The sequence below is a fragment of the Micromonospora sp. CA-259024 genome (assembly GCF_050936255.1).
GTDB lineage: Bacteria > Actinomycetota > Actinomycetes > Mycobacteriales > Micromonosporaceae > Micromonospora.
This window is the reverse complement of sequence record NZ_JBNJND010000002.1, coordinates 2,911,180-2,922,280: the sequence shown is the minus strand read 5'-3', so window position 1 is coordinate 2,922,280 and position 11,101 is coordinate 2,911,180. Positions and strand designations below refer to the sequence as shown.

The 11,101-nt window shown below is 70.3% G+C and carries 12 protein-coding genes; all 12 read right to left on the bottom strand.

From position 1 onward, the window contains the following. Position 1: 1 nt before the first annotated feature. Positions 2-2,062 carry an acyltransferase family protein gene (locus tag ACQEUX_RS33180; protein WP_433056814.1) on the bottom strand — a complete coding sequence of 687 codons (2,061 nt, stop codon included), beginning with the start codon at positions 2,060-2,062 and terminating at the stop codon, positions 2-4. Positions 2,063-2,181: 119 nt separating this feature from the next. Further along, positions 2,182-3,393 carry an alginate lyase family protein gene (locus ACQEUX_RS33175; protein WP_433056812.1) on the bottom strand — a complete coding sequence of 404 codons (1,212 nt, stop codon included), beginning with the start codon at positions 3,391-3,393 and terminating at the stop codon, positions 2,182-2,184. A 177-nt stretch (positions 3,394-3,570) separates the two neighbouring features. Continuing rightward, positions 3,571-4,191, bottom strand: a complete 621-nt coding sequence (gene rdgB, locus ACQEUX_RS33170; RefSeq protein WP_433056810.1) for an RdgB/HAM1 family non-canonical purine NTP pyrophosphatase — start codon at positions 4,189-4,191, stop codon at positions 3,571-3,573. Further along, positions 4,188-4,913, bottom strand: coding sequence for a ribonuclease PH (gene rph, locus ACQEUX_RS33165; protein ID WP_433056808.1), 726 nt, complete (start codon positions 4,911-4,913; stop codon positions 4,188-4,190). Before rph ends, rdgB begins: the two co-directional genes overlap by 4 nt. A gap of 9 nt (positions 4,914-4,922) precedes the next feature. Further along, positions 4,923-6,092, bottom strand: a complete 1,170-nt coding sequence (locus ACQEUX_RS33160) for a glycosyltransferase (RefSeq protein WP_433056806.1) — start codon at positions 6,090-6,092, stop codon at positions 4,923-4,925. After that, positions 6,089-7,234: a glycosyltransferase family 4 protein gene (locus ACQEUX_RS33155; RefSeq protein WP_433056804.1), complete on the bottom strand. Its 1,146-nt coding sequence runs from the start codon at positions 7,232-7,234 to the stop codon at positions 6,089-6,091. Before ACQEUX_RS33155 ends, ACQEUX_RS33160 begins: the two co-directional genes overlap by 4 nt. A 111-nt stretch (positions 7,235-7,345) precedes the next feature. Next, entirely contained in the window at positions 7,346-8,089 is a 744-nt protein-coding gene (locus ACQEUX_RS33150) for an MBL fold metallo-hydrolase (protein WP_433056802.1), read from the bottom strand. 223 nt (positions 8,090-8,312) lie between these two features. Further along, positions 8,313-9,278: a PLP-dependent cysteine synthase family protein gene (locus ACQEUX_RS33145; RefSeq protein WP_433056800.1), complete on the bottom strand. Its 966-nt coding sequence runs from the start codon at positions 9,276-9,278 to the stop codon at positions 8,313-8,315. A gap of 11 nt (positions 9,279-9,289) precedes the next feature. Further along, a complete protein-coding gene (locus ACQEUX_RS33140) occupies positions 9,290-9,625 on the bottom strand; it encodes a MoaD family protein (protein ID WP_433056798.1) in 336 nt (111 codons plus the stop codon). Between the two features lie 66 nt (positions 9,626-9,691). Then, positions 9,692-10,180, bottom strand: a complete 489-nt coding sequence (locus ACQEUX_RS33135; RefSeq protein ID WP_433056796.1) for a Mov34/MPN/PAD-1 family protein — start codon at positions 10,178-10,180, stop codon at positions 9,692-9,694. A gap of 52 nt (positions 10,181-10,232) precedes the next feature. Further along, positions 10,233-10,727: a DUF2017 domain-containing protein gene (locus tag ACQEUX_RS33130; RefSeq protein WP_433057313.1), complete on the bottom strand. Its 495-nt coding sequence runs from the start codon at positions 10,725-10,727 to the stop codon at positions 10,233-10,235. A gap of 61 nt (positions 10,728-10,788) precedes the next feature. Further along, positions 10,789-11,079, bottom strand: a complete 291-nt coding sequence (gene clpS / locus ACQEUX_RS33125; protein ID WP_179782374.1) for an ATP-dependent Clp protease adapter ClpS — start codon at positions 11,077-11,079, stop codon at positions 10,789-10,791. Between the last annotated feature and the right edge of the window lie 22 nt (positions 11,080-11,101).

Below are 11,101 nucleotides of genomic sequence, written 5' to 3'. Positions count from 1 at the left end.
TTCACGGCGTGAGGCTCGCGTCGATGCGCTGGATGAGGTACTCGCCAAGGGTCCGCGCGTAGGTCGCGGAAAGGTGGTGCGGGTCCCGGTAGACGATGACGTTCCCGATCACCAGCGGGCACTGGGTCGCGGTGCAGTAGAGGTCGGTGAGATCGACGGTGTGTACGTCCCCGCCGATACGTTTCGCGGCATCTTGGAGATCATCACCGGTCCGGAAGGCGGCGCGCCGGTCGATCGCGCATCGCTTCGGATCACCGCCATTCGCTGCGTCGTTCACCAGGCAGTCCAGGTCGTTCGCACCGAGCGTGGGATTGTCCACCACCACGACGATCTCGGATCCGCGCTTGAGCACCGGGCGCCATGCCTCGACGTACCTGCGGGTCCGTCCGTCGGTGACGTGCCGGTCCTGGCTTCCGCTCCGTTTGCCGGCCAGGATGATCAGGTCGTACTTCGGGCCCGTGCCCAGCCGCTCCGCCATGGCCTGCCGCCGCGCGTAGCACTCGTCCAACCTGTCCGACTCGCCGACGGCGGTCCAGATGCAGCCGCGGGCGACATAGGTGTCCAGCGCCCAGTTCCGGGCCTCCAGTTGACCCTCGAGGGCCGGGATCAGCATCGCGGCATGCGAGTCCCCGACGAGCGCGACCTTCGTTGCGTCGGGGCGCTGGGAGCCCAGGCGACATGAGGTGAGCTCGGCGCCCGGCTTCTGGTCGTAGCACCGGTACGCCGACGCCGTGTCCTTGGTCAGGTTCGACAGTTCGGGAAACAGTTCCTCGCCCAGGTCATCGTTGCCACAACGGTCTGCCATGATCCTGGCGCTCGCCCCGAGGCACGGGGTCTGTGCGGCCAGCAGGTGGTCGAGTCGGTTGCTGTTCGTCTGGCTGCTGCTGTCCAGCCATCGGTTTCCGACCATGACGGTGGCCAGGACCAGCGCCATCGCCACGGCGCCGGCCGCGTACTGCCGCCACAGCCGACCGCCACCCAGGGAGGCCCCGGACCGCACCGGATCCTCGACGAACCGCTTGGTCGCTGCGGCGACCACCAGGACGGCCGCGATGACGAGCAGCTTCACCGGCCAGGTCATCTTTTCGCCGGTGGCGAGTCCGAAGATCACTATTGGCGGCCAGTGCCACAGATAGATGGAGTAGGACCAGTCGCCGAGCTTCTGCACCGGCGCCCACGCCATCAGTCCGAGGGGAGACCAACGGGCAGTGGGTGCCCCGGCCCAGATCACGCAGACCGCGCCCATTACCGGCAGCGCTGCCGCGTAACCGGGGAAGGGAGTGGTGGTTGTCAGCAGGAACGCTGCCATCCCGATCAGCGCCAGCCCCAGCCAGGAGACGATCGCCCGACGGCGCTCACCGGCCGCCCGCCCGAGCTCCGGAACGGTCGCCAACAGGGCACCGGCGCCAAATTCCCATGCCCTGGTCGGCGTGATGAAGTAGGCGGCGGAACTGTTGGCGGACGTCTCGTAGATCGAGTATGCCAACGAGGAGAGGACTACGACGGCGAGCGTGGCGCGAACCGCCGCAGTCGTACCGAAGCTCCGGACACGGCCTGCCACCGCGACGGCGATCACGATCAACAAAGGCCAGACCAGGTAAAACTGTTCCTCGGTCGAGAGCGACCAGTAGTGCTGGACCGGCGAGCTGATGTTCTCCGCCGCGAGGTAGTCCACGGCGTCGTGGGCCAGCTGCCAGTTCTCGAAATAGAGCGTCGCCGCGGCGATCTCGCGGAAAATCTGCGGCCAATGCAGCGTGGGTACCCAGAAAACGGTGGCAGCGGCGGTGACGATGAGCACGAGCAGGGAGGCAGGCAGCAGGCGCCGGATCCGGCGGGCCCAGAAGGTGCCCAGCCGGACGGTGCCAAACCGCTGCACGTCCTTCAGCAGATGCGCGGTGATGAGGAAACCACTGATCGCGAAGAAGACGTCGACGCCCACGTAGCCGCCGGGGATCCGGTGGGGCCAGAAGTGGAACAACAACACCAGCAGGACGGCAAGCGCCCGCAATGCCTGGATCTCCGGGCGTAGCGCCCCGCGACGGCCGTCCGTCGAGTCTGTCACTGTTCCTCGCTACTACCGGCTGGAAGGGGACGCCTGTCGGCCCTACCGCCGCAGCCCGGCGGCGCGGGCCATCGTATAGCGCCACTCGTCGCAGTGCGTCCCGGGTGGCAGTGGTTGGATCAGCGTGGATTCCCGGCATGCGTCAGGGTTTCCGAGGCGAAGAAGAAGCCTGGGCTTGCGGGGCGCAGGCCCACGACCAGGTCCCTGGTCCGAGGCAGGCTGAACCCCATCCTCGTCGAATAGTGGTTATAGGCGATCTCGGGTGACGGCGAGAGCCCGAGCTCAAGCTGTCCACCGCAGAGCCACGGCGGTACCGGATCACCGAGCTCGTACCCAGCGTGGAGCTCCATCGCCGCGGTAAGCCGCTCGCGTGCCTCGTCATACAGATCGAGCCCTTGGATCCAGGCGGTCTCGGCGACGTGCGCCGCTGCGGCGAGGCCCCAACCGGTGTGCAGGAAGTCGCGGCAGGTTTCCTGCGCGAGCCCGTTCACAAACGTGGTCTGCCCTCCCCAGTATTCGACGAGCTGCGGCTTGGTGAACGGTTCGCGGGGCGGCGCCTTCGGCACCGGGCCGTCGCTGCGCAGGTAGACGTACGCACGCAGCCGCAGCCGCCAGGTGTCGACTGCCTTCAGGAAGGTGGCCCGGTCATCGAGGAACACCGAGATGCCGACCGCCGCGTCCAACATGATCAGGCCCCAGTTGCCGTCCCGATTCCGGTTGACCCCGCCCATCACCAGTGGCAGGTACACGTTCCGGAACATTCGCTCCGCGCGGGCAAGCCGATCCGGCCGCCAATCGGTGTAGGTGTGCTTGATCAGTTCCGCCGCTCGTACGAACGATGCTCCCGACCAACCTGCCTGCAGTGGCGCATTGGTGTTGGTGTGTCGTTTCAGGACACCAGACCAGGCGTCAAGGATCTCGATCGACTTCTCGGCATGTCGGCGATCCCGGGTGAAGAACCACAGCAGGGCGTGCGTGTAGGCGGCGACGGCATCCTCGGTTTCCTGGGTGCATCCGCGGTCGGGACTCGAATAGAAGCCGCAGTCCACAGTCGGGACTGGTCTCGCCTGCCAGGACAACTGCCCGTAGCGACTGCGCTGGGTGGCGAGCCACGCCGAATGCCAGGGCTCCTCGCCGGCCAGGATCTTGCCGGCGACGAAGTTCAGCTGATCGCTGGTCACCAGCACGCCCGGATGGACGAAGTTACTCCCGCTGTCGCGGGAAGGGCTCACGAACGGCATCGGCGTGATCGACCTTTCCGCCCACACGCCCGCCGACGTCCCCTTGATCGGCGTCGTCGTCCCCAAGGTGACCACGAGAACGGTGCTCACCACGAGCGCCGCACCAGCGGTCAACGCGACGAGCCCGAGACGCCTACCGGCCCATGCCATCCGTCTCCCCCAGACCGGTCCATCCACGAGGCGTGCTGGAACTCTTCAAGACTGGCACGCCGATCCTCGAACCGTAATGCCGCCGAAGTGATGCCCACCCGGGCGCTCCGCTAAGCCTCAGGCGGCGGCGGGCGGCAGCACCTTGGCGATCAACTTCGCCAGCTCGCGCAGCGCCTTGCCGCGATGGCTGATCGCGTCCTTCTCCGCCGGGGTCAGCTCGGCGTTGGTCCGGTCCTGCCCGTCGCCGAGGAAGATCGGGTCGTAGCCGAACCCGCCATCACCGCGCGGAGCGCGCAGCACCCGGCCGGACTGCCGACCGTCGACGAGATGCTCCTTGCCGCCGGGCAGCACCAGCGCCACCGTGCAGACGAACGAGGCCGCCCGCTGCTCGTCCGGCACGTCGGCGATCTGATCCAGCACCAGCTGAAGGTTGGCCCGGTCGTCGCCGTGCTGGCCCGACCAGCGGGCGCTGAACACACCCGGCATCCCGTTGAGCGCGTCCACCGCGAGCCCGGAGTCGTCGGCGATGGTCGGCAGCCCGCTCTGACGGCACCCCTCCCGCGCCTTGATGAGCGCGTTCTCGCCGAAGGTCAGGCCGGTCTCCGGCAGCTCCGCGTACTGCTCGACGTCGTCCAGCCCGAGCAGGGCGATCCGGTGCGCGCCGAGCGCCCCGTCCAGGATCCGCTGGAGTTCCACGAGCTTCTTACGGTTGCGGGTGGCCAGCAGGACCTTGTTCATGAGAGAGCCTTCCGCTGGGCTTCGGCCAGATCCGCGCACCCGGCGACGGCCAGGTCGAGCAGGCTGTCGAGCTGGTCGCGGGCGAACACGCCCGCCTCGCCGGTGCCCTGCACCTCGACGAAGTCACCCGCACCGGTGCACACCACGTTCATGTCCACCTCGGCGGCGACGTCCTCCTCGTAGCAGAGGTCGAGCCGCGCCTCACCGGCGATGATCCCCACGCTGACCGCGGCCACCGACCGGTGCATCACCTTCTCCGGCTTGCCGGCCAACGCCTTGCGGGCGGCCAGCCAGCCCACCGCGTCGTGCAACGCGACGTAGGCGCCGGTGATCGCGGCGGTCCGGGTGCCGCCGTCGGCCTGGAGCACGTCGCAGTCGAGCACCACCGAGTTCTCGCCGAGCGCCTTGAGGTCGATGCTGGCCCGCAGGCTCCGCCCGATCAGCCGGGAGATCTCGTGTGTGCGTCCACCGACCCGGCCCTTGACGCTCTCCCGGTCGGAGCGGGTGTTGGTGGCCCGGGGCAGCATCGCGTACTCGGCTGTCACCCAGCCGAGCCCGGAGCCCTTGCGCCAGCGGGGCACCCCCTCGGTGACGCTCGCCGTGCAGAGCACCCGGGTGCCGCCGAACTCGACGAGCACCGAGCCCTCCGGATGCGTGCTCCAGCCTCGGGTCAGGGTCACCGGTCGAAGTTGATCGGGCCCTCGCCCGTCAGGTCGCGCCATGCCTGCACCCTATGCGGTGCGATGACCCACCTCGCTCGGGGTGCCCCGGGAGACGTTCGCGGCGTGCACCCGGAGGAATCCAGCGACCGCCGCGGGCCACCCGAACTCCTCGGCCCGGGCCCGGGCGGCCCGCCTCCGCTCCGCCTCCGGCCGGGCCGCCAGGCGGGTCACCGCCGCGGCCATCGACTCCCCCGAGCCGTACGCGGCCAGCCCCGCCGAGCCGACCACCTCGGGCAGCGCGCTGGCCTCGTTGACCACCACCGGAGTGCCACCGGCCAGCGCCTCCAGCCCGGCGAGGCCGAAGGTCTCCACCGGGCCGGGTGCCAGCACCACGTCCGCGCTGGCCAGCAACGCGGCCACCGCGGCACGGTCCGGCAGGAAGCCGGTGAACGTGACCGGCAGCCCCGCCGCCCGACGGGCCAGCGCACCGCGCAGCGGGCCGTCACCGGCCATCACCAACACCGCCGGGACGCCCCTCCGACGCAGCTCAGCGAGGGCCTGCACGGCCAACTCCGGCCGCTTCTCCGGGGACAGCCGGGCGCAGTGCACCAGCAACAACTCGCTGTCATCGGCGTACCGCTCGCGCACCAACGGGTCGGCGCGGTCCGGGTGGAAGGTGTCCAGGTCCACCCCGAGCGGCACCAGGTCCACGTTGCCGGCGCCGATCCGGTCGAACTCCTCGGCCGCCCACCTGGTCGTGCAGACGATCCGGTCGTACGCCCGGCTGGTCGCCCGGTTGAGCCGGTCGGCGGTCGGCCGGCGCAGCGCGTCCGGCACACCCCACTGACCGAGCAACCCGGTCAGCGACTCGTGCGACACCATCACCGACGGCACCCCGTGCGCCCGTGCCCACCGTCCCGTCCACCGCAGTGAGGACCGGTCGGAGACCTCCAACCGGTCGGGCTCCAGGTCGGCGAGCAGCCGGGCCAACCGGCGCCGACCGGCCAGCAGCCGGTAGCCGCCGCTGCCGGGCATCTCCGGGCCGGGCAGGGTGACCACCCGCCCCCACGGGTACGAGTCGTCGGCGGCCCTCTGGCCGGGTATCACCAGCACCGGATCGTGTCCGGCCGCCCGGTAGCCCTCGCCAAGGTGTCGCAGCGCGGTGCGCAGGCCACCGGAGCGTGCCGTCACGAAGTTGGCGAGCCGCACGATCCGCAGCCCATCGGCAGCCCTGGTCACGACGCGGCCGGCAGGCCAACGGTGGCGGCCACGGCGCGTACCGCGTGGTAGTGCCCGATCAGCTCGTCGCCGACGGCCGCCCAGCTACGGCGACTGACCGCGATCCGGGCCGCCAGCCCGTAGACCCGCCGCCGGTCGGCGTCGCCGGCCAGGTCGGCTACGGCGGTGGCCAGCGCCTCGCCGTCGCTCGGCGCCACCAGCAGCCCGGTCACACCATGGTCGATCAGGTCGACCGGGCCACCGCTGGCCGGCGCCACGACCGGCACCCCGGACGCCAACGCCTCCTGGATGGTCTGGCCGAACGTCTCGTGCGGTCCGGTGTGCACGAACAGGTCCAGGCTGGCGTACAGCCGGGCCAGGTCCTCGCCGTGCTGCACGCCCAGGAAGGTCACCCCGGGCAGTTCCCGGGCCAACTGGCGGCGGGCCGGGCCGTCGCCGGCCACCACCACCCGCACACCGGGCAGCCGCGAGGTCGCCGCCAACAACTCCACCCGCTTCTCCGGGGCGAGCCGGCCGACGTAGCCGACCAGCAGCTCGCCGCCGGGTGCGAGCCGGTCCCGCAGCGCTGCACAACGCTTGGCCGGATCGAAACGGATGGCGTCCACACCACGGCGCCACAGCCAGATCCGCTGCACCCCGTTGGCGATCAGGTCGGCGGCGGCACGGGTGGACGGGGCGAGAGTGCGGTGCGCCGAGTTGTGGATCTCCCGGATCCGGCGCCAGGCCGCCGCCTCGCCCCAGCTCACCCGGTACGCCCGCGCGTACGCGGCCACGTCGGTCTGGTAGACCGCGACCGTGGGCAGCCCGTGCCGGCTGGCCAGCGTGGCCGCCCGTGCGCCGAGGACGAACGGGCTCGCCAGGTGGACCACGTCCGGTGCCGCCGACAACAGCGCCCCGGTCAACCGGGTGGTGGTCGGCACACCCAGCCGGAAGCCCTGGTACCGGGGCAGCGGCACGCTGGGGATGCGCACCACGGGGTAGGGCAACCGCTCGATGCCCTGCCGGGCGGCACCGGGCGGGGCGGGCGCGATGACCACCGGCTCGTGGCCCTGGTCAAGCAGGTGCTCGGCCGTCCGCACCACGGAGTGCGCGACGCCGTTCACGTCCGGTGGGAACGACTCGGTCACGATGGCGATCCGCATGCCCACACCGTGCGGGTGCCACGGGTGCGCCAGACGACCGTCCGCTGACCGGCCGGCGAACAGTACGGCACAACACCGCGCCCCGGCCCGCCCCAACCGGGACGTGGTGGGTCAGACGTCGTAGCTGGCGCCGGGGCGGACCACGTCGATGGGTCCGGTGTACGCGGCGGCGGCGGACTCCAACGTGTGCGCCTCGCTGCCCCAGGCCGCCACCAGATGGGTGAGCAGCAGTCGTCCCACCACGGCCTTGGTCGCCGTCTCACCGGCCTCCCGGCCGGTCAGGTGCAGATCCGGCGGATTGTCCACACCGTCGAGGTAGCTGGCCTCGCAGAGGAAGACGTCAGCATTCTGGGCCAGCCGCAGCAACGCGTCGCAGGGCGCCGTGTCCGACGAGTAGCACAGCGACCGACCGCCGTGCTCCAGCCGCACGCCGTACGTCTCGACGGGGTGGTTGACCCGGTCGACGGTGACCGTGAACGGACCGATCGGGAAGGTGCCGGGCTGCAGGGCGTAGAACTGGTAGACGTCTTCCACCGTGCCGTCGTCGCCGTACGCGGCGCTGAGCCGGTCCGGGGCGCCGGAGGGCGCGTACACCGGCAGCGCCGGGTAGGGGCCGTCCGGGGCGTACCGACGGACCACCACGTACGTGACGGCGTCGAGGATGTGATCGCAGTGCAGGTGGGTCAGCAGGATCGCGTCCGGGGCGTGCAGCCCCGCGTACCGCTGGAGGCTGGACAGCGACCCTGAGCCGAAGTCGACCAGGAGCCGGAAGCCGTCGGCCTCGACGAGGTAGGCCGAGCACGGCGACTCGGGGCCGGGAAAACTGCCGGCGCAGCCAAGAACGGTCAGTCGCATCGAGTTGTCTCGCTGTCACTGTCAGTAGTATCCATGCCGGCCGCCGCCCCAGCCATGATCTCTACCGACGCGCACGTCACGCTGCGCAGCCTACGCCGGGGTACCCGGCAGCAAGAATCATCCAACGGAAGTTGTCACGAACGTGACACCCGCTCACGGTACCGCGGGCAGCGTACGGGCCGTCGACACACGTCGACGGCCCGTACGGGAAGACCATTTTCGGTCAGGCCCAGAGCTGCCCCTCCAGGGCGTCCTCGGCATCGGCCAGCGTGCCGCCGTACGCGCCGGTGGACAGGTACTTCCAGCCGCCGTCGCAGACCACGAAGGCCACGTCGGCTCGGCGGCCGGCACGGACCGCCTCGTGCGCCACCGCGAGCGCGGCGTGCAGGATGGCACCGGTGGAGAAGCCGGCGAAGATGCCCTCCACCTCCACGAGTTGGCGGGTGCGCAGCACCGCGTCCCGGGTGCCGACCGAGAAACGCCGGGAGAGCACCGAGGCGTCGTAGAGCTCCGGCACGTACCCCTCGTCGATGTTGCGCAGGCCGTAGACCAACTCGCCATAGCGCGGCTCGGCGGCCACGATCTGAATGCCGTCGACCTTCTCCCGCAGGTAGCGCCCGGTGCCCATCAGGGTGCCGGTGGTGCCCAGCCCGGCCACGAAGTGCGTGATGGTGGGCAGGTCGTGCAGCAACTCCGGCCCGGTCGTCTCGTAGTGCGCCCGCGCGTTCGCCTCGTTGCCGTACTGGTAGAGCATCACCCAGTCGGGGTGCTCGGCCGAGATCTGCTTGGCGGTGGCGACCGCCTGGTTGGAGCCACCCGCCGCCGGCGAAAAGATGATCTCGGCCCCGTACATCCGGAGCAACTGGACCCGCTCGGTGGAGACGTTCTCCGGCATCACGCAGACCAGCCGGTAGCCGCGCAGCTTGGCCACCATCGCCAACGAGATGCCGGTGTTGCCACTGGTCGGCTCGAGGATGGTGTCACCCGTCCGGAGTCGACCGGCCTCCTCCGCCGCGCGGACCATGAACAGCGCCGCGCGGTCCTTGATGCTGCCGGTGGGGTTCCGGTCCTCCAGCTTGGCCCAGAGCCGCACCGGCGGGGCACCGTCGGGCACCGTCGGTGAGAGCCGGGGCAGGCCGACCAGCGGCGTGCCCCCACAGGCGTCGAGCAGGCTTTCGTACCGCGCCATGGCGGCCGACCTCAGCGAGCCGCGACGGCGGCGCTGTGCGAGCTGATCGCCGCGGCGGCGGCGAAGCCGAACGCGCCGCCGGCCACGGCCGGCAGGATCGTGACACTGTCGCCGTCGGAGACCTTGGCGTCCAGCGCGCCGAGGAAACGGACGTCCTCGTCGTTGACGTAGACGTTGACGAAGCGGTGCAGGGTGCCAGCCTCGGTGATCAACCGGTCGCGCAGGCCGCCGTGCCGGGAGTCCAGGTCGGTGAGCAGGTCGGCGAGGGTGTCGCCGGTGCCGTCGACGACCTTGGCGCCGCCGGTGTAGCTGCGCAGGATGGTGGGGATGCGAACTTCAATGGCCATGATGTCGAGCTCCTCGATCAGGTGTGCCTACGGTGACGGGACGAGACGGGTGCGGACGCTGACGGGTCAGCGGCCGGAACACTCGTAGTCGACCGTCGCCGGGCTCTGCCCGAACATGTAGGACTGGACGGCGTGCGGGTCGACAACGGCCTCCACGACCCGGACCGGCTCCTCGGTGACCACGCCGTCGACGATCCGGAAGGACCGGATCTCCTCCGAGTCGGGCTCGCGGGTCGAGACGAGCAGGTAATGCGCGCCCGGCTCACCAGCGAAGGACACATCTGTCCGCGACGGGTACGCCTCGGTGGCGGTGTGCGAGTGATAGATGACCACGGGCTCCTCGTCCCGGTCGTCCATCTCCCGCCACACCCGCAGGTGCTCCATCGAGTCGAACTCGTAGAAGGTCATCGATCGCGCGGCGTTGTCCATCGGGATGTGCCGGGTCGGGGTGTCGCTGCCGACGGGGCCAGCGACCACACCGCACGCCTCGTCGGGGTGGTCCCGGCGCGCGTGGGCGACGATCGCGTCGATGATCGACCGGTCGATGCTCAGCACGAGCACCAGCCTAACGCCTGGAGCGCACGGGCCGAAGTGGTGCGGGTCACGGTTAATCGATCAAGGCGTTGAGCAGCGACTCCTGCAGATACCCGAGGTAGGCGTAGACCGAAAGCTGGAACACCCGGCTGGAGGCCGGGTCCTCAGCGACCGCGTCGTCCAACTCCTCACCCAGGTCCGTGCCGTCCTTGATCTCCAGCCGGACGCCCATCGCCAGCCGGGCGTCGTTCAGTGCCCGCAACCACGCCTCCGCCGCCTCGGCGTCCAGCCGCACCTCACCACCGGCGTCGTCGGGGAGCGCGGCGAGGATCGCCCCCGCCTGATCGATCTTCGCGGTCTTCAGGTCGCCCTCGGTGTATCGGCGGAACTCGGCGGTGCCGGAAGCATCCTGCGGGTAGACCGCCGGAAAGAGCCGACCAACGACCGGGTCGGTGTGGTCGAAGCCATCGGTGAGCAGGCCGACCACCTCTGAGGCGACCTTGCGCAACACCCGCACCTCGTCGACGGCGAAGGTGGCGACGTAGCGGCCGGCCTGGCGGCGGAACATGCTCACGATGCCTGCCCCGTTCGCGACCGCGGAGATCGCGGAACCAGCTCACTCCTCGCGCTCACGAGCGGTCCACCGTCGCCCACAGCCCGTACGCGTGCAGCTGCGACGCGTCGTGCTCCATCCGCTCCCGGGCACCGGTGGAAACCACGGCTCGACCCTTGTGGTGCACGTCCAGCATCAGCTGCTCGGCCCTCTCCCGGCTGTAGCCGAAAAGCTTCTGGAAGACCCAGGTCACGTACGTCATCAGATTGACCGGGTCGTCCCACACGATCGTCACCCACTGCCGGTCGGACGCCGGCACCTCGTCAGTGGCCGGCGTCTCGACCGGTGCAACCTGCGGAGCCGCCATGCCCCCCATCGTGCCACCGGTT

What these genes read in the sequence shown, in the direction of transcription:
- rdgB (WP_433056810.1), bottom strand. Translation starts at nt 4,191, where the DNA reads ATGAACAAGGTCCTGCTGGCCACCCGCAACCGTAAGAAGCTCGTGGAA.
- rph (WP_433056808.1), bottom strand. Translation starts at nt 4,913, where the DNA reads ATGGCGCGACCTGACGGGCGAGGGCCCGATCAACTTCGACCGGTGACC.
- ACQEUX_RS33155 (WP_433056804.1), bottom strand. Translation starts at nt 7,234, where the DNA reads ATGCGGATCGCCATCGTGACCGAGTCGTTCCCACCGGACGTGAACGGC.
- ACQEUX_RS33150 (WP_433056802.1), bottom strand. Translation starts at nt 8,089, where the DNA reads ATGCGACTGACCGTTCTTGGCTGCGCCGGCAGTTTTCCCGGCCCCGAG.
- ACQEUX_RS33145 (WP_433056800.1), bottom strand. Translation starts at nt 9,278, where the DNA reads ATGGCGCGGTACGAAAGCCTGCTCGACGCCTGTGGGGGCACGCCGCTG.
- ACQEUX_RS33140 (WP_433056798.1), bottom strand. Translation starts at nt 9,625, where the DNA reads ATGGCCATTGAAGTTCGCATCCCCACCATCCTGCGCAGCTACACCGGC.
- ACQEUX_RS33130 (WP_433057313.1), bottom strand. Translation starts at nt 10,727, where the DNA reads ATGTTCCGCCGCCAGGCCGGCCGCTACGTCGCCACCTTCGCCGTCGAC.
- clpS (WP_179782374.1), bottom strand. Translation starts at nt 11,079, where the DNA reads ATGGCGGCTCCGCAGGTTGCACCGGTCGAGACGCCGGCCACTGACGAG.